Raw genomic sequence first — 22,530 nt, forward strand, 5'->3', positions numbered from 1 at the left:
GGCTCGGGGCGGGGTCTCGGTGCGAGGTCTCGGGGTGCGGCGGGGCGGAGCGCTACTCCTCCGCGGGCGCGGGGTCGGCCGGCGTCGTCTCCGTCGCGGAGTCCGCCGGCAGCGGGATCTCCTCGCTGGGAGCGGAGGCGTCCGCGCCGTCCCCCGCTCCGGGGTCGGCCGGTTCCTCCTCCGGCGGTTCGGCGACCGCCTCGGTCACCTCCGTGGGCGACGCCGTCCTGGACTCCGGTGCCAGGTACTCGGCCAGCCCGGCCGCGACCGCGGCCGCCAGCCGGGCGAGCTGCTCGTCGTCGAGGGTGACGGGGACGGGATCGGTGGCCGTCTCAGACATACGCGGACTCCATGATCTCGCCCCAGGTGAGGCCCGAGGCGGTGAGTGCGGACAGGGTCGGGAAGGCGGCGGTGACCGCCGCGTACGTGGACAGGGTCACCACGGGCGGGGCGTCGGGGGCGTCGGGGGTCAGCCCGTAGTCGGCGGGCGTGCCGTTGGGCTCGGTGCCGCGCAGGGTCAGGGTCTGCTGCACGCCGCCGTCGGCCGCTGCCGTCGTGCTGATGCCGATCACCCAGGCCAGGGTGTCCAGGAGGGTGCCGGAGGTGTCGGTCAGCCTGATCACGTCCCCGAGCTGCACCCGGGGGTCGTACAGCACCTCGACGTCCCCGATGACCGGCACCGGGTACGCCCCGGCGGCGTACAGCGTGTCGGCGATGGCCTGGGCGGACGCCAGGTCCTGGATCCAGTCGGTGCTCTCGCCGGTGTGCTCCTGGCGGCCGTAGAACCGCTCGCTGGCCGTCCCCGCCACGTAGGCGACGGCCGACCGGTCCACCGGATCCGCCCGCGGCTTGAGCGTCTCCAGATAGACCGACCCGGTGCCGTCCTTCTTCGCCGTGTACAGGGCCTGCGAGGTGCGGTTGGTGAACCGGACCACCAGGTAGCCGTCCTCACGGCGGGTCAGGACGTCGACCGCGCCCTTGACCGCCGTGGTGCCGGCCTTGGTGGTGGCGAAACGCACCTGGCTGCCGGCGGTGGTGACCGAGTCGTCGTCGGTGCTCGGCGGACCGATGTCGAACTCCTCGTCCGCCATGACGTACGACACCGTCAGCGTGCCGTTCGCCGGGACCGTCCGCACGACGGTGTCGGAATACGTCGTGCCCGAGTCGACGCCGAAGTCCTCCCAGATCTTGGCCGGCTGGCTGACGTAGTTGCGGCAGGCGTCGATCTCCTCGGTGAGGGTGAGCGAGGCGATGTCCCGTACCGAGGTGAGGGTGAGGTCCGCAGCGGTCGGTGTGGTGGCGAAGCGGGTGTGGTTGCGCCAGCGGAAGATGCCCCGCTCGTCGAACTCGGCGGTCGACATGGTCGCTCTGGCGATCTGCCCGACCACCTCCCACTGCGAACCGGACACCCGCGGCACCGAGTACAACGGCACCACCGCGTCGTCCAGTTCGACGGCCTTCGTCCACGTGTCCGTCTGGTCGAAGACCGGCGCCGTGGGCATGGCGGTGAGCCCGCTGGTGAGCTGGATTCCCTCGACGGCCAGGTCGGTGACGAGTTTCAGCTCGCGCAGTTCGGAGGCCGGCTGGATCCCGTAGTCGTTGGTGATCGTGTACAGCGACCCGATGAACACCGTCCCGTCCGGGCCGGTCAGCCGGGGCTGCACGGTCGGGTAGACGGTGGTGCCCGTGGTGACGGTGTCGATGAAGACACCGATGTGCCAGACGCCCCTGAGCGCCTGCACGGAGGTGATGTTGTTCCAGTTGGCGTTGAGGAACGCGCCGTCGGTGGTGCCCGAGCCGACCGTGAGCTGCCCGGTCGCGAAGTTCACCTGGAGCCGCAGGGTGCCGGTCGCACCGCCGGTGCGGTCGAGTACCAGGTCCATGCGGACGGTGTCGCCCGGTCCGGTCGCGGGATTGACCCATGCCTCCAGCAGCAGCCGGCTCCCCGGCACCGTGACCCGGGAGCGCGGGAACCAGCTCGCGGTGACGCCGGTCTTCAGCGGCAGCAGCGCCATCGCGTGCGGGGCACCGTCCCGCGTCCAGGTGTACTGGTCCGCCTCGGGCAGCGTCTCCGGCTGGCCGTACGGGGTCGCGAAGCCGCCGTGCAGGGTGGCGTGGACGAGGGTGAGCGGCCGGCCCTCGGCGAAGTCCGGGTAGCGGGGCGGCGGGCTGGAGCACACGCCCGCCTGGCGCAGCAGCTCGTCCACGCACCAGGTCGCGGTGGCCACCGGACGGCCCAGCCGGAATCCGGCGTACGGCTTCGGCAGCAGCGCCGGTCCGCGCAGCCGCTCGGCGCCGTCCAGCGCGGTGAGCTGCACGGTGTCCGTGCCGGCCTGCGCGGACCGGGTACGGACGGTGCCCCGGAACGCGGGCAGTGCGGCGCCGCCTCCCACGCTGCCGCGCTGTACGACCGACTGGCCCGGGCGGGCGACGTCCCCGGTGGTCCGGTCGGCCCAGGGGGCGTACAGGGTGGGCGCCGGGGTGCCGTTCCCGCCGGACACCTGGAGCTGGAGCTGGGCCGCGGACGACCCCGCGAAGGCCCGCATCGCGGGCGGCAGATCGGTGGCGTACGACCGCTCCAGCTGCCAGGACTGCATCTGCGCGGAGACGTCGGTGCCGCCGAGCCGGGTGCTGTGGGCGGTCGTGCGCTCACCGGCCGCGAGCGCGGCGGTCGTTGTGGCGTCAGCCTGCTGCACCGGACACCTCCACCAGGTCGAGACCGATGTTCCGGTACGGCAGCGGGCGGCCGGGGGCGTCGCTGTAGTTGGTGATGGCCAGCGGGGGGAGGCCGTCGCCGGGTACGCCGTCCTCGGCGGTGCCGCCGTAGGTGAGGCAGGCGCCGGCGAGGGAGTAGGTGCCCGCGGCGCCGGGGGTGGCGGTGGGGGTCGCGTAGACGGCGTCCGCGGGGGCCGTGCCGGTGACGAGGGGGCCGTAGGCGGTGGACGAGCCGAGGTAGCTGCCGTCCGCCTTCTTGTAGTCGATGCCGACCTTGGCGGTGGTGCCGAGCGCGGCGATCGCGGTCGGGGCGCGGAAGGAGACGACCAGGCCCGGGGCGACCGGGAAGGTCCCGGCGGTCGCCGTGCACCGCCAGGCCACCGCGCTGGTGGCGTCGGCGGCGGTGAAGCCAAAGGTTCCGGCGGCCGTCGTGCTCTCGGCGACGGTGCCCGTGGACGTCGTCCGGAACCACTGGGCGAGCCCGGTGATGTCGGTGGCGCCGGACACGCCGCGGCCGAGGGCCTGCGCGGGGGCGAGAACGTTGCCGGCGGCGGGGTCGAAGACGTACACCGGCCCGGAGCCGTCGACGCGGCGGGCGAGCCGGTCCAGGACGCGGGCGTGGGCCGGCGCGAGCAGGTCCCAGGACAGCTTGAGGCGGCGGACGGGGGCCTGGTTGCGGGTGACGGTGACCCGGCCGCCGAGCGACTTGAACTCGCTGACGCCGAGGTCGGCACTGCGGTCGAAGGACTTGGCTGCCTGGTCGATCTCGGTCATGGAGCCGGGGCGGCCGATCCAGAGGTTTCCCATGGGGACTCCTGAAGGTTCCTGGCGGAGGGCATGAAAAAAGCCGACGGGGTGGCCGTCGGCGTACGTGTGCGGGGGCTCCGGTTCCGCTAGCGGCGGGCGAGCTGGCGCCGGCCCAGGAACACCGCGCGGGCGATCTCCTGGGAGTCGACCTGGACGACGACCGGGCGCTCGGCGAGCTTCTCCACGGCCGCGGTGAGGGTGCGCAGGCGGCCGCCGTGGCCGAGCATGCGCTCCAGCTTGGACAGCGGGATGACCGCCTCGTTCTCGCCGGCCTCGCCGAGCAGGGCGAGGGTGCCTCCGCTGCGGGCGGTGACGATACCGCCGGTGGCGAGGTGCGGGACCGGGACGCTCAGGCGGGGGAAGCCGAAGGAGCGGCCGCCGAACTTCGGGACCCAGTCGGGGATGCTGATGTGGATGCCGGCGAGCGCGCCGAGCAGGCCGTTCAGGGCGGTGGCGAGGCCGGTCATCGGGGCGAGCATGGCGTTGCCGAGGCCCCGCAGCAGCGGGCCGGCGTTCTTCACCAGGCTGCCGACGGCCGTGCCGATGTGCTTCATGGCGTACGAGACGCCCTTCTGCAGCAGCGCGGTGATCTTGTCCATGTTGACGAACTGGGCGATGAGCGGGGTCAGCAGTGTCATCACCAGCCCGAAGGGGCTCGCCGACATGGCGAGATTCAGACCCTTCTGGGCGAGGGAGGCGCCCTTGAGGCCCTTGCCGAGGCTGCCCATCGACCTGCCGCCGGTGTCGGCGTTCTTCGCGGCCTTTCCCACGGACGTCTCGACCGCGTCGGCCTGCTTCCTGACGCTCTTCAGCTCACCCTCGGCACCCTTGGCGGCCGACTTGAGCTTGTCGAAGGACGACTTGAGCCTGTCGGTTCCGCTGCGGGCCTTGCCGAGGCCACCGTCGGCTCCGCCGGCCCCCGACTTGACCTTGTCGAGTCCGCCGCCGCTCTGGGTGGCGGAGGTCCTGAGCCTGGCGAGGGAGGTGGACAGCTGGTCGGAGCCGGTCTTGACCCTGGTCATGGACGGGACGGCCTGTCCCGCCGTCGTCCTGATGCGCCCGACGGCGGTGTCCGCGGTGCCGACGCTCTGGCGCAGCGAACCGGCGCTGCCGGACGCCTGGGTGAGGGCGGTACGGAATCTTCCGATGCTGGTACTGGCCTGGTTCAGTGAGTTCGCAAGACCCACGATGCCTCATCTCCTTGGGTGTCGGGGGCGTTCAGAGGACGCCTTCGAGGAGCTTGACCCGCTCTTCGAGCACGGCGAGGCTCTTGTTGGCCCGGGTCGCCTGGCCCGCGGCCCGCTGGGCGCTGCTGGTGGCGCTGCGCAGCAGGTTGTCCGCCCGTCTGGCGTCCTCCTGCGCCTTGTGGGCGGTGTCCTGTGCCTGGCGGGACGTGGTCCTGGCGCGGTCGACGTGGAGTCTGATGTCCTTCTCGAACGTCTCGACGCGGCTCTCCACGGTCGCGATGGCCTGCCGGGCGGCTTCTTCCGCCTCCTTCTTCGCTTCCTTCTCGGCCTTCTCGGCCTCCTTCTTGGCCGCGTTCTGGCGGCCGTGGAGGAGGTTGTTCAGGGAGAGGTCCGGTCCGATCTGTTTGCCGGTGAACGTGAACCCCTTCTCGTCCCACTTGAGGAGGGAGTGATCGATCTTGAGGAACTGGCTGCTCGTGGTGACGGCCTGGGCCTGGATGTCCTTGACCCACTCCGTCTTCAGCTGGGGAATGTGGTTGTTCAAGAAGGTGACCGCGGTCGCCTGGGCCTGTTGCGCGGCCAGGACGCGTACCTGGTTCGGATCGTAGGGAGCGGCACTCGAACCCATGGAGCCTCCTCGCGGGAAGTGGACGAGCCGGTGGACAGAAAAGAGACCCCTGACCGTGGGCCGGTCAGAGGTCGGAGGTGTGATCAGGGGCTAGGCGACGGCGGCTGCGACGGCGGAGGCGACGAACCAGACCGTGAAGACGACCGTCAGCGGTGCCAGGAAGGCGAGTGCGATGCCGTGGAACCTGAGGGAGGAGTCCAGGAGGCTCGCCAGTTCCGCCGTGGCCGGCGAGTCGGGGGCGTAGACGATCTTCACGGTGTCGCCGCGCGTCACCGAGAGGCGCCGCACGGGCAATGAGTCCGCGCTGTGCTCCGTACCGTCGGGCAGCGTGTAGGTGAAATGCACGGACACGTTGTCCTCGTGCCAGGACAACGACGTGCACAGAGCTTCCGTCTCGACTCCTGACGCCTTCAGGTGCCGGGCCGCCCGGCGCTTGCGGTACGAGTGGATGCTCAGGCCGCCGAAAAGGGCGGGAATGAGGGCCAGGAACACCAGCCCGAACACGTTGCCCATCGAGTGTTCCCCTCCGTCACCCGCGCGGCCGGACCGGCACACGGCTCATGATGGCCGAGGTGATCACGGTTGTCGATGGTGAACAGCCATCACATGAACCCCGTCGGTCACGACGGTTCGTCATGAGGATGCGGGCGGGCGGCCGATGGCCGGGAGGGGTCGGGGAAGGCGAGGACCGTGGCGTCGGTGGGTGAGGGGCGGGGTGCCGAGGTCCGGGACGTCTCCGCCCTGCGGCGCTCGTCGTGTTCGCCGCGGTCCCGCCAGCCCTTGCCGTACGCCCTGAACTCCCGCTGTTCGATTTCCGTCCGGGTGGTGATCACGAGGTCCGGCGGCAGGGGGCGGCCCTTGAAGTGGGCTGCCAGTACCTGCCGCAGTTCCGCGACCGCCTCGGTGTCGCACTGTTCCTGTGCCGTGCCTTCGTCCCGTGCCATGAGGCCCCCCGTCACTCCGTGCCGTCCGGATCCCCGGACACCTTGAATCGAACATGTGTACGGGATGTGGAAGGATACTCCGCGCACCTGTGTGCGGGAGGGTGAAACCGGGGGCGGTTCAGGCCACTTCGTACGTCCCGCCGATACGCATGACGTTGCCGCTCGCGTAGGCCGTGCCGAGCACGCCACCGCTGCCGAGCTGGGTGGCGGTGGAGCTGGAGGAGGAGGCCGGACCCCAGAGCGTGAACGACGTCGCGCCGGTGCTCGCCCCCGGCTGGCACGAGATCAGTGCGCGGCCTCCGCTGACCGCCGCCACTCCCTGGAACTGCGGCAGCCCGCCCAGCGCACCGGCCGTGACCGGGAGGCCGAAGCTGTAGTTGCCGCTGCCGTACGTCGTCGCCGCCCCGAAGGTGATCAGTGTCGTGAAGTGGCAGACCTTGCCGACCACCGCGTACTTGCCGGTCAGCGTGCCGTCGCCGATGGACGGGTTGGTGGTGGTGGCGGTCCAGGTCGGGGTGTACGTGTTCCAGACGCCGAGCGCGATCCATGCCGAGCCCGTGTAGTAGCTGAGGGTGCCGGGGGTGGACAGCCAGGCGACCATGCCGGCCACCGGAGTCGTGACGGCCGCGTCCCGGTCGGTGGCCGCCGAGTAGCGCAGGATCGTCCGGCCGTCGATGCCCTCGGCCAGGGACTGGAGGTGGAGGGGGAGGTTCGCGGTGTCGGTGGGCTGGGGGTACGGGAGGTTGCCGAGCGGGGTGTAGAGGGTCATCGTGCGTCACTCCTGCGATGGGATGCCGGGATGCCGGCGGTCAGTTGAAGAACCGGGCCAGTTCGGCGGGGCCCGGGTTGTGGACCTCGGTGGCGGCGGCCTCGGGGCCGGGTTCCGGAGCGGCCCGCTCCGCCCCTGGCCGCGGGACCGGCCTCGGGTACTCCAGCGGTTCCGCGTCCTCGTCCCGGTGGACGGTGGCGAACATCCAGTTCGCCTCGGCGAGTTGGTCGACGACGGCGGCGAGCAGATGGTCCGTGACCGACCAGTCGGTCGCCTCTCCGTGCAGTTCGCGCAGGGTCGCGCTGTCGCGGGGCAGCCGCCTGACCAGCACCGCGAGCCGGCGGGAGGAGAGCCGGCCGCGATGCCAGTCGAGCAGGTCCACGCCGTAGTGGCGGAGCAGGTCCGCCTCCAGCGCCTCGGCGTGCTCGTCGACGAACTCGCCGAGGCTCAGCCTTCCCCCAGGCCGAGCCCGGTCTCCTTGCCGTACGCCTCCAGGATGGCGGCGATGTCCTGCATGGTGACGTCGAGGAGGTCGAAGCGGGTGAACTGGGCGTCGCCCAGCAGCACCCGCAGCAGGCCGTCCACGTCGTTGTCGTCGAGCTCCCGCAGGGCACGGGCCGTCCTGCGGGTGAGCTCGGTCGGGAGGGTGAAGGTGTCACCGTCGACGGTGAAGGACCAGGTCCGGCCGAGCGCCTCCTGGCGCTGGGCGCGAGCGGCGCTGACGTCGAAGGGCATGGGGCGACTCCTGTGCAGAGGAAGGTGGTCGGCGCGGGCGGGCCGGGGCGCGGAGACCTCGGCCCGCCCGCCGGGGAGGGGACGGCTCAGGAGACGGTCGAGTACGACGGGTCCTTCATCAGGAAGGACGCCAGCGGCTTGGTGTTGTCGACCGCCAGCGCGGTGAAGGTGACACCGAGCTTGATGGAGGCCGTGCGGGTCAGCGACAGCTCCTCGGTCTCGGTGACCTGGCCCCGGGCGACGACGAAGCGGTACGTGACGTCGGTGCCGTCGGAGAACTCGATGCCGAGGGCCTTCTCGTTGAACTTCGGGTCGGCCGACAGGTCGTACTTGTAGATCCCGGAGTTGGCGGCGGTCTCCGCCACCGCGTCGCCGCCCATGAAGAACGGCAGCGTGTCCTCGTTCAGCTGGAGCAGCTGGAACTTCACGGTCAGGTCGCGGTCCGAGTAGATGAACCGGGCCGGGGAGACCGACTGCCAGGTCTCGACCGGGTCGAGCTTGTCCTTCTTCGCGAGCTTGATGCCGTCCTGGGAGGTGTAGCCGAGGTCCTTCCAGCCGGCGGCCCACGCGGTGCTGACATCGGTCGGCGCGGACGTGCCGACCGGGGCGACCAGGATGCGGCCGGTACCGGCGACGCGGATCTCGTTGGCGTTGCTGCCTGCCATGCGTAACTCCTCTGAATGGGTTGGTTGTCGCGTCGTTGCGACGCTGTGCCGTGCCGGGGCATGGCGAAGGCCCCGCCGTACGGTCCTGTCGGCGGGGCCTGTTCGGGGGAGCGGGCCGGATCCGGCCCGCTCGGAAGAGGGCTTCGAACCGGTGGATCAGGCGGGGCGGATGTGCAGCCGCACCGTCGCGTAGTAGCGGTTCGCCGCCGAGCGGTTCCAGTCCGGCAGCCAGCGCGGACCGTCGGCCTCGACCACCTCCGTGACGTGCGCGGTGCCGTATGCCGTTCCACGCAGCGCGAGGACGGCGGAGCGGACGAGCAGGGCCAGGGTGTGCGCGGTGGTCTTGTCGGGGCCGTAGACCTCGAAGTCGACCAGCGGCTGGTCCAGGTGCTGGTCGTCGATCCAGGCCCCGCCGGCGCGGGAGACCAGGACGACCTGCTGGGTGCCGTCGAATCCACTCGGCGGGACGTTGTCCACGGTGGCGGCGGCGAGTTCGGTGCGGTCGGTCAGGAAGTCGACGACGAGTCGCTCGACATCGGGGAAGGTGACCGTCGGATCGGCCACGGGGTGACCTCCCTTCGCGGAGGGATACCTGGTGTGTCGATGGGTGTGCCCGTGGGCTGCGGCGGGCTGTCGTCCCGTCGTGGGCACAGCTCCGCCGCTGCGCCAACTGTGACACGTTGCGAGCGCGCGCGCAACAAGGGGGGGATTTGCGAGGTCGGGCGCCGTTCGTCCAGGACGCGGGGAACTCCGTGCGGTGCCCGCTGTCGGGGGTGCCTGCGCCCGAGGCGTGGGGGTCGCGGTCCGTGCCGCGTCCGGTTCGGGCGGCCGAGGCCGACGCCGGGGGCCGTCCGGGCGCCTCGGCCGCCGGTCGGCAGCGGCCCGTCGGCGGGAGGCGGGAGGGTGCTGCGGCTGGTCGAGGCGGTGTCGCGGTGGTGGGGGCCGCCCGGGCGGGGCGGGGTGGTGGGCCGGTGTGGTGCGCGGTCGTCGTGCGGGTCGTGAATCAGTGACGGGCTCGGCGGGCCTCCGTCAGCGCGTCCGTCCAGCCGGCCGCGTAGGCCCGCGACTCGCGGGTGAGCAGTTCCTCGTACAGCCGGTCGAGCAGCGCCTCGCGGTCGGGCGCGGGGAGGTGCAGGAGGTGGGCCAGGCGGGTGTAGGTGTCGATCGGCTGATGCGGGAAGTTGCTCGTGCCAGTCGCCATGTCGGCCTGCTTTCCGGTCTGTCCGCTGGGCTGGTGGTGCGGAGGTGCGCGACGGACGCGTTCGAGCGCCTGTTCGAACTAGTGTACGAGTAATCTCATGGTGTCGCTCCGTGTCTGCCGAAGTCGATTTGTTTCACTCTCCGTTGCAGCCCGGTCCGGACCTGCGGCGATGCGGGGGCGCAGTGGATGTTGTGTCAGGTCCGTGGAGTAGGATCCGGCCGTTCTCCCGTCGGTGAATCGAAAGTGAACGGTGCGGCCTGACAACGGACCTGAGGGCCTGTCATACGACGGTGGACGGCCACAGGGCGGCCGTCCTCGCGCGGGGGGCGCGATGGGGCAGGGACGAGAGCAAGGCCTATGGGGTGGACGGGGACGCGGACGCAGGTAACGCGCGGCAACGGCACGTGATCGACTGGCTCGAACAGGCCCCCGATCTGCCACATCTGATCGCTCGTGTCTCCGAGCTGGTCCTGAGCCTCGACCACGAGCCCCGGGACCTGGTGATCCTTCCGCGCGCCGAGCTCGACCGGCGCGAGACGGCCGCCTACAGCGCCGGCTGGGCCGATGTGGTCGACGAGCGGCTTCCGGCCGTACGGCGGGCGTACGAACAGCGGATCACCGCCGCCTATGTGCAGGGGCAGGAGGATGCCCGGACCGGGCGGCGGCTGCGGCGCGCCCGACGGCCGGAGGGCGAGCGGGAGCGCGAGTACGGCAGTGAGGTCATTCCGCTGCCCTACGTCCGACTCCTGCGGCCACCGTCCGAATTGACGCGGGTAGAGCAGCGCGGGGAGCGGGAGCGGTCCGTCGCCGACGGGACGCCCCGGGACGGCGGTGCCCACGGAGTCGCGGACGCGGCCGGCATCGCTGACGCGGGTGACGCCGCCGACCGTACGGATGCCGGGCCCGGAGCGGACAGTCTGCTGTCCGCGCGCGAGGTACGCGAGAAGCGCGCGGTGCCCGCAGCCGAACGGCGTTCGGTCGTGCGGCGGAACGGGCGGCCCAGTGTGCCTCCGCTGAAGCGTGATGCTCCGGGCGGCGGCCGGGACAAGGGGCGTCGGGCGGACGGCAGCGGGGAGCGGGATCAGCAGGAGCCCGCCGATACGGCCGGTACCCGGCTCTCCGACAGGGCCAGAGCCCTCGCCGACGAATTGGAGGAGCGGGCCTCGGGCCGGCGCCGGGACGAGTGAGCGGGCCGACCGGCGTGCCGTACGGACGGGCCGGTCGGAGAGGTGGGCCGGTCGGAGAAACGGGCCGGTCGCGCGGCCGGCGGCGCCGAACAAGTGGGCGCCCGGTGCCGGGTCCTGACCGGTTGCCGGTGGTTTCCCGCTGTCGTGCGCGCCCGTCACGGCGGGGTTCGGCACGGCGGGTGGGGGCATGGGTTCGACTTCGGCGGGACGTGCTGCGCCACCCCCGTGAAGCGCACCCGTCGGCCCACGGGTGTCCTCGACGGCGCGTCCGGCGAAGGGGCGTTCAGTCCGCGGTCGACCTCGCCGCGTCCGCCGGGTGGTCGTGGATGTCGTTCGGCAGGAACTGTTCCACCACCCGGACGAACATCTCCCTTCGGTCGGCCGGTACTCCCAGCAGGTCGGCGACCTCCTCCAGCGTCGGCCGGCGGCCGAACTCCGCGCTCGGTGCCGGGGAGGCCAAGTGGTCGTGCGGGTCGGCCAGTTCCTCCGCCGTCAGGCGGCCGGAGCGGATGAGCATCTCGCGGACCTGGACACCCAGTACGCGGGCGAGCCGGCGTGTGGTCTCCAGGTCCGGCATGCTCTGGCGCTGCAGCAGGCGCGTGACGGCGGCCCGGTGCACCCCCGCCTCGTCCGCTATCCGCGACTTGCCGCCGCCGCGCGGGCTGTCGATGTCGTAACCGCGGTCGCGCATCAGGTCTTCGACCCACGCGGCGAACGCGTCCAGATCCTGGCTGGTCATCTGAGGGCTCGCTTCCTTTGGAGGGCAGAAGTTTAGCTTGCTTGCGCGCACAGAATTACGTGCTCTCGTGCAAGCACTGAGGAAAGTCTCCGCAATACGGGGAGATTCGGTGGCCGGGTATGCCCGAGTGATCCAGATCCTTCCGTGATCTCCGGAATGGGTCAGTGGCATATTTGTTGCGGGCGCGCGCGCAATCTGTAAGTCTTGACGGCGCTCGCCTCACACCAGCCCCACCGGAGCCACATTGGGAGGCCCCATGACCGTCACCGGCAGCTCGTGCCCACCCCCCGCCTGGCAGGCCGCAGCCGCCTGCGCCGGGCTCCCGCCCCGGGTCGTCTTCTCGAAGAAGGTCAAGGAGGCCGCGCCCGCCCTGCGGGCCTGCGCCCGCTGCCCGGTCCGGCGTGACTGCGAGGAGGCCGTCGCCCCCGCCGCCAACTGGTTCGACGGCGTCTGCGGCGGCCGGCTGTGGCGCCGCGGGCGCCCCGTGGAGATCCCCGCGCACCTCCTCCCGGCCATGCGGAGTCCGGTCGTCCAGGGCGCCCTGCGCCGCGGAGGCTCCGTTGCCTGACCGTCGCACGACCCCTGCACACCCACCCTCCGAAGACCGCACCGCCGACAACGCGCCCGACAACGCGCCCGACAACGCGCCCGACAACGCAGCCCTCTGGATCGGCCTGCTCCTCCGGCAGTTCCCCGAGCTGGCCGTCGAGCTCGCTCCCGGCCGTGGCTCCGCCGGGGCCCACCGGGCCGCGCCCGCCCCGCCCCCCGCCGACCTCGCCGATCGGCTCCGGGAGGAGCGCGCCGAGGCGCTGCTGCTCCAGCAGGCCCACGGACTCGTCGCCCCCGGTCACGGGGCCGCGCCGCTGCGGCTGCACATCTCGGACACCATCCGCGACATCACCGACGGGGTGGTGGAGCTGGAGGAGGCGGTGCGGGACCGGCTCGGGCTCCCGCGGGTCCGCCGCGCCTCCGTGCCCGAGCGGCTGCGCCGGATCGTCGGGCTCCTCGACGGCGTCGCCGCCGACCCCGTCCTCGCCGCCCACGTCCGGGACGAGACCCGCCGGATGGCCCGGCGCTGCGCCCGCGCCCTGGGCGACACCGAGACCGTCGTCCGGGTCTCCGGGCGCTGCCCCTGGTGCGACTCCGTCTCGCTGCGCGCCTTCCCGGACCGTGCCGCCGTCCTCTGCGTCAACCCGGCCTGCCGGTGCTCGGACCCCGACTGCGGCTGCCACGACGACCCGGCCTACCGGCACACCTGGGACGAAGGGGAGTGGAGCCACCGGTGAAGGCGACCCAGGGTTCCCCCACCCTCATCCCCGGGCCCCTCGCCGCCCAGGAGGCCGGCGTCGCCCCGGCGACCATCCGCAAGTGGGTCCAGCTCGGCCACCTCACGGCCGCCGGCAAGGCGGGCCGGGCCGCGCTCTTCCGCCTGGAGGACGTCTTCGCGGCGGAACGCGCGGCAGCCCGCCGCCCGTAGCGGATCCCGGAGTGGAGTCCGTGGCGGATTCCGGAGTGGAGTCCGTGGCGGATTCCGGAGTGGAGTCCGTGGCGGATTCCGGAGTGGAGTCCGTGGCGGATTCCGTGGTGGATTCCGTAGGGGATCCCGTAGGCCGGGTAGCCCGCCCCGGCCTACGGGATCCCCAGCTCGAAGATCACGTAGTGCGCGTACCACCCCGACGCCACCGCCGCCGTCGAGAAGAACACCAGCAGGCTCGGCCACTTCAGCCGCGCCATCGCCGCCGCCGGAGCCAGCAGCAGCGGGAAGACGGGGAGCAGGTAGCGCGGGGTGTTGCCGAACATCTGCTGGGTGCCGAGGACCGTCACGATCGAGGCGAGGGTGTACGCCATCAGCACCAGCGGCGGCCGTTTCCGCAGCAGGAGCGCGACGAGGAACGGCAGCGCCACCACCACCTGCACGGCGATGAGGTCCGGGACCGAGTAGGCGAAGAGGTAGTCGCCGTGCCCCACCGCCACGTTCCGCAGCACGTCCAGGGTGTACGCGCCGAAGTCGAAGTAGTGGGCCCAGGCCTCGCGCTGCAGCGAGAAGTACGCGCCCGGGTCGCCCATCGACCAGCCGACCCAGGCGATGTAGGTGAGCAGGCCGAGGGGTGCGGCGACCGCCGCGTACAGCGGGGCCGCGACGCCCTGCTCCCGCCTGCTGTCCCGGCGCAGCAGCGTCACCAGCGCCGCCAGGCCGACCGCGCCGATCAGCACGGCCGCCGTGGGACGGCACAGGCCGGACAGGAAGGCGAGCAGGCCCGCCGTCACCCAGCGGCGTTTCATCACCGCGTGGCAGGTCCAGGCGGCGATCGCCACGAACAGGGACTCCGTGTAGACCGCCCACTCGACGCCGGCGGCGGGGGCCACCGCCCACAGGCCGGCCGCGACGGTGCCGGCCCGGGCGCCGGCGAGCAGCGAGACCACCGCGTAGATGCCGGCCGCCGCCACGAACGAGCACACCACCGAGACCGCGATCGCCGCCCCGTACAGGCCGAGGCCGGTGACTTCCGAGACGGCCCGGACCAGACCGGGGTAGAGGGGGAAGAACGCGACCGAGTTCTGCTCGGCGCTGAACTGGCCGCCCGGGGCGAGGGGCTGGAGAGGCTGGGGATGGTAGCCCTTCTGCGCGACCTGGAGGTACCACCAGCCGTCCCAGGTGGACAGGACGTCCCACCAGTGGGCGCCGCCGCCGAAGCGCGGGTCCTTGGTGCGGTAGTCACCGGCGGACGTCAGCAGCCAGGCGAAGACGAGGAGGCCGGTGAGCTTGGCGGCGCCGTAGAGGGCGAGGGGCGGGAGGTAGGGGCGGGCGGCCGGGGGGAGGCGGAGAAGGCGCTGCGGTTTCGCGATGGTTGGCGCGGTGTCGCTCTGAGCTGCGCTCATGACTGTGAAGCCCCCATAAGGAATGCGCCGCGCGCAGTGCCGCGAATGGCTTTCGGGCGTCTGCGGGTCCGTCGTGGCTGGTCGCGCGGTTCCCCGCGCCCCCAGGGGGCGCGTTGCAGGAGCCCGGCGATCAGAAGATCTGATCAGCGTCGCACAGCTGTGAATCCGATCGGGGTCAGCTCGCGCCGCTCTCCGTTCGCGTGTCGTTCGTCTCCGTGGTATATCGGAAGGTGCTCCAAAACCCCAGCTCACGCCCCCCGCAACCGGTCCCCGTCCTTTTGTTTTGACCGGAGTGATTGCGCTGGGTACGCTCAGACCTTGTGCCTGGGGTGTGCCCTGACCCTCGTGCGTGCCTTCAAACCGCACCGGAGTGACGAAGCGGCCACCGCGATCCGCGCCCCCTTCTGCCTTGCGGCAGGAGGTCGCGGAATCCGACACACCCGACCGCGTGGGTCGGCGACGTTCCAGGTTAGCTTCACCATCGGCACACAGAAACCGGAGAAGTAGTGCCTACGATCCAGCAGCTGGTCCGCAAGGGCCGGCAGGACAAGGTCGAGAAGAACAAGACCCCCGCACTCGAGGGCTCCCCTCAGCGCCGGGGCGTCTGCACGCGTGTGTTCACGACCACCCCGAAGAAGCCGAACTCGGCCCTGCGTAAGGTCGCGCGTGTGCGTCTGACCAGCGGGATCGAGGTCACCGCTTACATTCCGGGTGAGGGACACAACCTGCAGGAGCACTCCATCGTGCTCGTGCGCGGCGGCCGTGTGAAGGACCTGCCCGGTGTTCGCTACAAGATCATCCGCGGCTCGCTTGACACCCAGGGTGTCAAGAACCGCAAGCAGGCCCGCAGCCGCTACGGCGCCAAGAAGGAGAAGTAAGAATGCCTCGTAAGGGCCCCGCCCCGAAGCGCCCGGTCATCATCGACCCGGTCTACGGTTCTCCTCTTGTCACCTCCCTGATCAACAAGGTGCTGCTGAACGGCAAGCGCTCCACCGCCGAGCGCATCGTGTACGGCGCCATGGAGGGCCTGCGCGAGAAGACCAGCAACGACCCGGTCATCACGCTGAAGCGCGCGCTGGAGAACATCAAGCCGACCCTCGAGGTCAAGTCCCGCCGTGTCGGTGGTGCGACGTACCAGGTTCCGATCGAGGTCAAGCCCGGTCGCGCCAACACCCTCGCGCTGCGCTGGCTCGTCGGCTACTCCCGCGCCCGTCGCGAGAAGACCATGACCGAGCGTCTGCTCAACGAGCTTCTCGACGCTTCGAACGGCCTCGGTGCGGCCGTCAAGAAGCGCGAGGACACGCACAAGATGGCCGAGTCCAACAAGGCCTTCGCGCACTACCGCTGGTAGTCGCTACCCACATCGAGACCGAGAGAAGACCGAAGCCTTATGGCTACCACTTCACTTGACCTGGCCAAGGTCCGCAACATCGGGATCATGGCCCACATCGACGCGGGCAAGACGACCACCACCGAGCGGATCCTGTTCTACACCGGTGTGTCGTACAAGATCGGTGAGGTCCACGACGGCGCTGCCACCATGGACTGGATGGAGCAGGAGCAGGAGCGTGGCATCACGATCACCTCTGCTGCCACCACCTGTCACTGGCCGCTCGAAGACGTCGACCACACCATCAACATCATCGACACCCCGGGCCACGTCGACTTCACCGTCGAGGTGGAGCGCTCCCTGCGCGTGCTCGACGGTGCCGTGACGGTGTTCGACGGCGTCGCCGGTGTCGAGCCCCAGTCCGAGACGGTGTGGCGTCAGGCGGACCGCTACGGCGTGCCGCGTATCTGCTTCGTCAACAAGCTCGACCGGACCGGTGCCGAGTTCCACCGCTGCGTCGACATGATCAGCGGTCGCCTGGGCGCCACGCCGATCGTCATGCAGCTCCCGATCGGTGCCGAGGCCGACTTCAAGGGCGTCGTCGACCTGGTCACGATGAAGGCCTTCGTGTGGTCCGCCGAGGCGGAGAAGGGCGAGATGTACGACGTAGTCGACATCCCGGCCACCCACACCGAGGCTGCCGAGGAGTACCGCGGCAAGCTCGTCGAGACCGTCGCCGAGAACGACGACGAGATCATGGAGCTGTACCTGGAGGGCCAGGAGCCTTCCGTGGAGCAGCTGTACGCCGCGATCCGTCGCATCACCATCGCGTCCGGCAAGTCCGACGGCGTCACCGTCACCCCGGTGTTCTGCGGTACCGCGTTCAAGAACAAGGGCGTCCAGCCCCTGCTCGACGCGGTCGTGCGCTACCTGCCCTCCCCCCTGGACGTCGAGGCCATCGAGGGCCACGACGTGAAGGACCCGGAGGTCGTGGTCAAGCGCAAGCCGTCCGACGAGGAGCCGCTGTCGGCGCTGGCGTTCAAGATCATGAGCGACCCGCACCTCGGCAAGCTCACCTTCGTCCGGGTCTACTCGGGCCGCCTGGAGTCCGGCAGCGCTGTGCTGAACTCCGTCAAGGGCAAGAAGGAGCGCATCGGCAAGATCTACCGCATGCACGCGAACAAGCGTGAGGAGATCGAGTCGGTGGGCGCCGGCGACATCATCGCCGTCATGGGTCTCAAGCAGACCACGACCGGTGAGACGCTGTGCGACGACAAGGCCCCGGTGATCCTGGAGTCCATGGACTTCCCGGCCCCGGTCATCCAGGTCGCCATCGAGCCCAAGTCGAAGGGCGACCAGGAGAAGCTCGGCGTCGCGATCCAGCGCCTGGCCGAGGAGGACCCGTCCTTCCAGGTCCACTCGGACGAGGAGACCGGCCAGACCATCATCGGTGGTATGGGCGAACTGCACCTCGAGGTGCTGGTCGACCGTATGCGCCGTGAGTTCAAGGTCGAGGCCAACGTCGGCAAGCCGCAGGTCGCGTACCGCGAGACGATCCGTCAGGCCGTCGACCGCGTCGACTACACCCACAAGAAGCAGACCGGTGGTACCGGTCAGTTCGCCAAGGTGCAGATCGCGATCGAGCCGATCGAGGGCGGCGACGCCTCGTACGAGTTCGTGAACAAGGTGACCGGTGGTCGTATCCCGAAGGAGTACATCCCTTCGGTCGACGCCGGTGCGCAGGAGGCCATGCAGTTCGGCATCCTCGCCGGCTACGAGATGACCGGTGTCCGCGTCACGCTCCTCGACGGTGGCTACCACGAGGTCGACTCCTCCGAGCTCGCCTTCAAGATCGCCGGCTCGCAGGCCTTCAAGGAGGCCGCGCGGAAGGCCAAGCCCGTGCTCCTCGAGCCGATGATGGCCGTCGAGGTCACCACGCCCGAGGACTACATGGGTGAGGTCATCGGCGACATCAACTCCCGCCGTGGTCAGATCCAGGCCATGGAGGAGCGGGCCGGTGCCCGCGTCGTGAAGGGCCTCGTGCCCCTCTCGGAGATGTTCGGTTACGTCGGCGACCTGCGCAGCAAGACGTCCGGCCGGGCCAGCTACTCCATGCAGTTCGACTCCTACGCCGAGGTTCCGCGGAACGTCGCCGAGGAGATCATCGCGAAGGCCAAGGGCGAGTAGCGGACCGCGTTCCACGCACCCCGCACACACGCTTTAGGCTTGACCCCGGAGCCTCACGGGTCGTTCCTCCGCATTCGTGGCGGAACGACCCGGGGCCCGGGACCCAACAGCAAAGATCACCTGGCGCCGATCGAATCAAGGCGTACAGAACCACTCCCAGGAGGACCCCAGTGGCGAAGGCGAAGTTCGAGCGGACTAAGCCGCACGTCAACATCGGCACCATCGGTCACATCGACCACGGTAAGACGACCCTCACGGCCGCCATTACCAAGGTGCTGCACGACGCGTACCCGGACCTGAACGAGGCGACCGCGTTCGACAACATCGACAAGGCGCCCGAGGAGCGTCAGCGCGGTATCACGATCTCCATCGCGCACGTCGAGTACCAGACGGAGACCCGTCACTACGCGCACGTCGACTGCCCCGGTCACGCGGACTACATCAAGAACATGATCACGGGTGCCGCGCAGATGGACGGCGCGATCCTGGTCGTGGCCGCCACCGACGGCCCGATGCCGCAGACCAAGGAGCACGTCCTCCTGGCCCGCCAGGTCGGCGTTCCGTACATCGTCGTCGCCCTGAACAAGGCCGACATGGTGGACGACGAGGAGATCATGGAGCTCGTCGAGCTCGAGGTCCGTGAGCTCCTCTCCGAGTACGAGTTCCCGGGCGACGACCTGCCGGTCGTCAAGGTCTCCGCGCTGAAGGCGCTCGAGGGCGACCCGGAGTGGACCCAGTCCGTCCTGGACCTGATGTCCGCCGTCGACGAGGCCATCCCGCAGCCCGAGCGTGACGTCGACAAGCCGTTCCTGATGCCGATCGAGGACGTCTTCACGATCACCGGTCGTGGCACCGTCGTCACCGGTCGTATCGAGCGTGGTGTCCTCAAGGTCAACGAGACCGTCGACATCATCGGCATCAAGACCGAGAAGACCACCACCACGGTCACCGGCATCGAGATGTTCCGCAAGCTGCTCGACGAGGGCCAGGCCGGTGAGAACGTCGGTCTGCTCCTCCGTGGCATCAAGCGCGAGGACGTCGAGCGCGGCCAGGTCATCATCAAGCCGGGCTCGGTCACCCCGCACACCGAGTTCGAGGCGCAGGCCTACATCCTGTCCAAGGACGAGGGTGGCCGCCACACGCCGTTCTTCAACAACTACCGTCCGCAGTTCTACTTCCGTACGACGGACGTGACCGGCGTCGTGACCCTCCCCGAGGGCACCGAGATGGTCATGCCGGGTGACAACACCGAGATGAAGGTGGAGCTCATCCAGCCCGTCGCCATGGAAGAGGGCCTGAAGTTCGCCATCCGTGAGGGTGGCCGCACGGTGGGCGCCGGCCAGGTCACCAAGATCAACAAGTGATCTCGGCCCGCAAGGGCTGACCAGGCAGGTCCGAAGGGGCCCGTACGACTCCGGTCGTACGGGCCCCTTCGCCGTCCCGTGCCGTCGTGCGGGTTCGAAACTATTCGGCGCCCACGACCCCTGGTTCACGTGGGCCACCCACCCCACCATTTGTCATGCCGATGACCAAATTCGGGGTGGAGGGGTGAGCCATGTCTGTCAGCCGCAGGGCTGTGCTGGGCGCGGGAGCCGCCGCGGTGCCGGCGCTGTCGTCCGGGAACGCGTGGGCGGACGCGGGCGACGGCACGGGGGTGCGGGGGACGGACCCGGGCGCGTACGTCTCCTTCACCGGCGGGGCGTTCCCGCTGGTCGGCGCCCCGGTCGTGGTGAGCGCCGACGACCACCCCGGAGTCGTACGGGTGGCGGGCGACCTCCGCGACGACATCGAGCGGGTGACCGGGGTACGGCCGGCCGCGACCGTCGCCCGCCGTGCGGTCCTCGTCGGCACGATCGGCCGCAGCCCGCTGATCGATGGCCTGGTGGCCTCCGGCAGGCTGGACGTGACGGGGATCCGGGGCCGTTGGGAGACCTCGCTCCAGACGGTGGTCGACCATCCGATGCCCGGCGTCGACCAGGCGTTCGTCATCGCGGGCAGCGACCCGCGCGGCACCGTCTTCGGGGCGTACGACGTTTCGTACGGCATCGGCGTCTCGCCCTGGCACTGGTGGGACGACGTGCCCCCGGTCCACCGCGACGAGGTGTGGGTACTGCCGGGCCGCCACACCCAGGGGACCCCGGCCGTGAAGTACCGCGGCTTCTTCCTCAACGACGAGAACCCGGCGCTCGGCACCTGGGCCCCGGCGTACTTCGGCCCGGGCAAGGCCCCCGGCTACCCCGGCGGCTTCACCGCGGACTTCTACGCGAAGGTCTTCGAGGTGCTGCTCCGCCTGAAGGGCAACTACCTCTGGCCGGCCGTCTGGGGACGGGCGTTCGCGGAGGACGACCCGGAGAACCACCGCAGGGCCGCCGCGTACGGTGTTGTCATGGGCACGTCTCACGAGGCGCCCATGATGCGCGGGATCGAGGAGTGGAACCGCCACGCGACGGGCGGCACCGACCCCTACGGGGGCACCGGCGAATGGTCCTACCTCCGCAACGCCGAGGCGATCCGCGCCTACTGGCGGGCCGGTATCCAGCGCATGGCCGAGCAGGGCTTCGAGGGTGTGGTCACCCTCGGCATGCGCGGCAACGGCGACACCGGCCTCCCCGACGGCGACGGCATCGAGCTGATGCGGGAGATCATCGCGGACCAACGGCAGATCATCGAGGAGGTGACCGGGAAGCCGGCCGCCGAGACCCCGCAGGTGTGGACGCTCTACAAGGAGGTCCAGCGCTACTGGGACCGGGGGCTCCGGGCGCCCGACGACGTCACCGTCGTCCTGACGGACGACAACTGGGGCAACATCCGCAAGCACCCCTCCCCAGAGGAGCCGCGCGACGGCGGGTACGGCCTCTACTACCACTTCGACTACGTCGGAGCCGGCCGCAACTACAAGTGGGTCGACACCGCCAACCTCCGCAACGTCTGGGACCAGCTCCACCAGGCGCACGCCTACGGCAACCACGGCCTGTGGGTGGCCAACGTCGGCGACCTCAAGGGGAACGAACTCCCGACGGAGTTCTTCCTCACCTACGCCTGGAATCCGGACCGTTGGCCCTTCGACCGGCTGGCCGAGTGGGAACGCGGCTACGCCCGCCAGAACTTCGGCGCGGCGGCGGCTCCGGAGATCGCCGAACTCCTCGCCCACTACGGCCGGTTGCAGGCACGCCGCAAGCCGGAACTGCTGAACCGCCGGATCACGCTCGCGGACGACGGCCAGGTCGTCTACGACGACCGGCAGACGCCCTTCTCCTTCGGCCACGACGAACTGGACCGGGTGACGGAGGAGTGGCAGGAGCTGGGCCGCCGGGCGGCGCGGATCGCCCGGCGGCTCCCGCCGGCCGCCCGGGACGCGTGGTTCGAACTGGTCGGATACGAGGTGACGGCGACCGCGAACCTGTACGCGCTGCGGGCGGCCGAGTTCACGAACCTGCTCTACGCACGGCAGGGCAGAGCCGCGACGAACGCCCTCGCCGCACGGGCCGAGCAGGCCCTGGACCGGGACCTCGCCCTGGCCGACCGCTTCAACTCCCAGGTGGCGGGCGGCAAATGGCGGGGCTTCCAGACCCAGCCGCACATCGACTACGGGGACGTGGACCGGTACGGCCCCAACGCGCCCTGGCAGCAGCCCGAGAAGGACAACGTGGCGCTCCCGGACGTCCTGTTCCCGGCCGTACGACGGATCGAGGTGCCGGAGGCCGCGGGGCTGGGGGTGTCGGTGGACCCCGACGGAGGATCCATGACCCTGCCCCCGTTCAGCCCCCACCAGACCCGCCCGCAGCAGTACGTCGAGATCTTCAACCGGGGCCGTACGCCCTTCGACTACCGGGTGACGGCGTCGGTGCCCTGGCTGACGGTGGACCGTCCGCGGGGGCGGGTGACCGAGCAGGTCAGGGTCGAGGTGCGGGTGGACTGGTCGCGGGCTCCGGCCGGCCGGTCCGCCGGGGTCCTGACGGTCGGCGGAGCCGGCGGTTCGGTGGCGGTGGAGTGTGTCGCCGAGCAGCCGTCTCCCCGTGGCCTGCGGGGGTTCGTGGAGGCGGGCGGCTATGTGGCGATCGACGCGGAGCACTACGACCGGTCGGCCGGACAGTGGCGCCGGCTGGCCGGGATCGGCCGCACCGGCGCCGGGATGACCGCGTGGCCGGTGACGGGCGGCTGGGGCGACTCCCGGGACTCCTGGCCCCGCCTGGAGTACGAGGTGAGCCTGCTGTCGGCCGGCGAGGTGACGGTGTGGGCATACCTGTCCCCACGCAACCCGGCGCTGCCCACGGGCTCGGGCCTCCACTACGCCCTGTCCTTCGACGACGACGAACCCCGGCGGGTCGACATCACCGCCGGCGCCGACGACGGCCTCCTCAACACGGTGTGGGCCCGCAACACCTCCGACCACGTCAACCGCAACGCGACCCGCCACACCCTCGCGTCCTCCGGGACCCACCGCCTGAACTTCTGGTCGGTGGATCCCACGGTGGTGCTCCAGCGACTGGTCCTCGACACGGGCGGCCTGACACCGACTTGTCTGGGGCCGCTGGAGAGCCGGCGGCTGTAGGGGC

The 22,530-nt window shown here is 70.7% G+C and carries 24 protein-coding genes; 9 read left to right on the forward strand and 15 right to left on the reverse strand.

From position 1 onward, the window contains the following. Positions 1–52: 52 nt before the first annotated feature. The 13 genes from ACGF5O_RS40630 to ACGF5O_RS40690 form a co-directional block, all read right to left on the reverse strand. Entirely contained in the window at positions 53–340 is a 288-nt protein-coding gene (locus ACGF5O_RS40630) for a hypothetical protein (protein WP_393814948.1), read from the reverse strand. Then, positions 333–2,696, reverse strand: a complete 2,364-nt coding sequence (locus ACGF5O_RS40635) for a hypothetical protein (RefSeq protein WP_393814949.1) — start codon at positions 2,694–2,696, stop codon at positions 333–335. The genes ACGF5O_RS40630 and ACGF5O_RS40635 overlap by 8 nt, the downstream gene beginning before the upstream one ends. Further along, a complete protein-coding gene (locus ACGF5O_RS40640; protein ID WP_393814950.1) occupies positions 2,683–3,522 on the reverse strand; it encodes a hypothetical protein in 840 nt (279 codons plus the stop codon). The genes ACGF5O_RS40635 and ACGF5O_RS40640 overlap by 14 nt, the downstream gene beginning before the upstream one ends. Before the next feature lie 86 nt (positions 3,523–3,608). After that, a complete protein-coding gene (locus tag ACGF5O_RS40645; RefSeq protein WP_393814951.1) occupies positions 3,609–4,709 on the reverse strand; it encodes a hypothetical protein in 1,101 nt (366 codons plus the stop codon). Between the two features lie 31 nt (positions 4,710–4,740). Further along, positions 4,741–5,337, reverse strand: a complete 597-nt coding sequence (locus ACGF5O_RS40650; RefSeq protein ID WP_393814952.1) for a hypothetical protein — start codon at positions 5,335–5,337, stop codon at positions 4,741–4,743. A gap of 90 nt (positions 5,338–5,427) precedes the next feature. Then, positions 5,428–5,850, reverse strand: a complete 423-nt coding sequence (locus ACGF5O_RS40655; RefSeq protein ID WP_393814953.1) for a DUF3592 domain-containing protein — start codon at positions 5,848–5,850, stop codon at positions 5,428–5,430. 107 nt (positions 5,851–5,957) lie between these two features. Continuing rightward, positions 5,958–6,281: a hypothetical protein gene (locus ACGF5O_RS40660; protein WP_393814954.1), complete on the reverse strand. Its 324-nt coding sequence runs from the start codon at positions 6,279–6,281 to the stop codon at positions 5,958–5,960. A 118-nt stretch (positions 6,282–6,399) separates the two neighbouring features. Next, complete coding sequence (locus ACGF5O_RS40665; RefSeq protein ID WP_393814955.1) at positions 6,400–7,050, reverse strand: hypothetical protein; 651 nt, start codon at positions 7,048–7,050, stop codon at positions 6,400–6,402. A gap of 40 nt (positions 7,051–7,090) precedes the next feature. Then, positions 7,091–7,432, reverse strand: coding sequence for a hypothetical protein (locus ACGF5O_RS40670; protein ID WP_393814956.1), 342 nt, complete (start codon positions 7,430–7,432; stop codon positions 7,091–7,093). A 65-nt stretch (positions 7,433–7,497) separates the two neighbouring features. Beyond that, the gene (locus ACGF5O_RS40675; RefSeq protein ID WP_393814957.1) at positions 7,498–7,785 is read right to left on the reverse strand and encodes a hypothetical protein; all 288 of its coding nucleotides are present in this window, start codon (positions 7,783–7,785) and stop codon (positions 7,498–7,500) included. Positions 7,786–7,871: 86 nt separating this feature from the next. Next, the gene (locus tag ACGF5O_RS40680; RefSeq protein WP_393814958.1) at positions 7,872–8,450 is read right to left on the reverse strand and encodes a phage tail protein; all 579 of its coding nucleotides are present in this window, start codon (positions 8,448–8,450) and stop codon (positions 7,872–7,874) included. Positions 8,451–8,606: 156 nt separating this feature from the next. Then, the gene (locus tag ACGF5O_RS40685) at positions 8,607–9,014 is read right to left on the reverse strand and encodes a hypothetical protein (RefSeq protein WP_393814959.1); all 408 of its coding nucleotides are present in this window, start codon (positions 9,012–9,014) and stop codon (positions 8,607–8,609) included. A 439-nt stretch (positions 9,015–9,453) separates the two neighbouring features. Beyond that, entirely contained in the window at positions 9,454–9,651 is a 198-nt protein-coding gene (locus tag ACGF5O_RS40690; RefSeq protein ID WP_393814960.1) for a hypothetical protein, read from the reverse strand. A 290-nt stretch (positions 9,652–9,941) separates the two neighbouring features. Here ACGF5O_RS40690 and ACGF5O_RS40695 point away from each other — a divergent pair, with 290 nt between their 5' ends. After that, a complete protein-coding gene (locus ACGF5O_RS40695) occupies positions 9,942–10,838 on the forward strand; it encodes a hypothetical protein (RefSeq protein ID WP_393814961.1) in 897 nt (298 codons plus the stop codon). 283 nt (positions 10,839–11,121) lie between these two features. Here the strand turns inward: ACGF5O_RS40695 and ACGF5O_RS40700 are convergent, their stop codons facing one another. Next, positions 11,122–11,577 carry a helix-turn-helix domain-containing protein gene (locus tag ACGF5O_RS40700; protein ID WP_393814962.1) on the reverse strand — a complete coding sequence of 152 codons (456 nt, stop codon included), beginning with the start codon at positions 11,575–11,577 and terminating at the stop codon, positions 11,122–11,124. Positions 11,578–11,833: 256 nt separating this feature from the next. Between ACGF5O_RS40700 and ACGF5O_RS40705 the strand changes: the two genes are divergently transcribed. From ACGF5O_RS40705 to ACGF5O_RS40715, 3 genes are read left to right on the forward strand one after another with little or no spacing between them, the layout of a single operon-like run. Then, positions 11,834–12,145, forward strand: coding sequence for a WhiB family transcriptional regulator (locus ACGF5O_RS40705; RefSeq protein ID WP_393814963.1), 312 nt, complete (start codon positions 11,834–11,836; stop codon positions 12,143–12,145). Beyond that, positions 12,138–12,863 carry a hypothetical protein gene (locus ACGF5O_RS40710; RefSeq protein WP_393814964.1) on the forward strand — a complete coding sequence of 242 codons (726 nt, stop codon included), beginning with the start codon at positions 12,138–12,140 and terminating at the stop codon, positions 12,861–12,863. Before ACGF5O_RS40705 ends, ACGF5O_RS40710 begins: the two co-directional genes overlap by 8 nt. Continuing rightward, positions 12,860–13,054, forward strand: coding sequence for a hypothetical protein (locus ACGF5O_RS40715; RefSeq protein ID WP_393814965.1), 195 nt, complete (start codon positions 12,860–12,862; stop codon positions 13,052–13,054). The genes ACGF5O_RS40710 and ACGF5O_RS40715 overlap by 4 nt, the downstream gene beginning before the upstream one ends. 152 nt (positions 13,055–13,206) lie before the next feature. On the opposite strand, the gene ACGF5O_RS40720 is transcribed toward ACGF5O_RS40715, so the two are convergent. Then, entirely contained in the window at positions 13,207–14,457 is a 1,251-nt protein-coding gene (locus ACGF5O_RS40720) for a hypothetical protein (protein ID WP_393814966.1), read from the reverse strand. 506 nt (positions 14,458–14,963) lie between these two features. On the opposite strand from ACGF5O_RS40720, the gene rpsL reads away from it, so the two are divergent. The 5 genes from rpsL (at position 14,964) to ACGF5O_RS40745 (ending at position 22,526) form a co-directional block, all read left to right on the forward strand. Next, the gene (gene rpsL / locus ACGF5O_RS40725; protein ID WP_003948652.1) at positions 14,964–15,335 is read left to right on the forward strand and encodes a 30S ribosomal protein S12; all 372 of its coding nucleotides are present in this window, start codon (positions 14,964–14,966) and stop codon (positions 15,333–15,335) included. Positions 15,336–15,337: 2 nt separating this feature from the next. Then, the gene (gene rpsG / locus ACGF5O_RS40730) at positions 15,338–15,808 is read left to right on the forward strand and encodes a 30S ribosomal protein S7 (protein WP_005481264.1); all 471 of its coding nucleotides are present in this window, start codon (positions 15,338–15,340) and stop codon (positions 15,806–15,808) included. Between the two features lie 39 nt (positions 15,809–15,847). Then, on the forward strand, positions 15,848–17,974 hold the full coding sequence (fusA, locus tag ACGF5O_RS40735; RefSeq protein ID WP_393814967.1) for an elongation factor G: 2,127 nt from the start codon (positions 15,848–15,850) through the stop codon (positions 17,972–17,974). A 170-nt stretch (positions 17,975–18,144) separates the two neighbouring features. Then, complete coding sequence (tuf, locus tag ACGF5O_RS40740) at positions 18,145–19,338, forward strand: elongation factor Tu (protein WP_393814968.1); 1,194 nt, start codon at positions 18,145–18,147, stop codon at positions 19,336–19,338. A gap of 191 nt (positions 19,339–19,529) precedes the next feature. Beyond that, positions 19,530–22,526 carry a glycosyl hydrolase 115 family protein gene (locus tag ACGF5O_RS40745; protein ID WP_393814969.1) on the forward strand — a complete coding sequence of 999 codons (2,997 nt, stop codon included), beginning with the start codon at positions 19,530–19,532 and terminating at the stop codon, positions 22,524–22,526. The last annotated feature ends 4 nt before the right edge of the window (positions 22,527–22,530 follow it).

Source organism: Streptomyces sp. NPDC048291, from assembly GCF_043201715.1.
Taxonomy (GTDB): domain Bacteria; phylum Actinomycetota; class Actinomycetes; order Streptomycetales; family Streptomycetaceae; genus Streptomyces.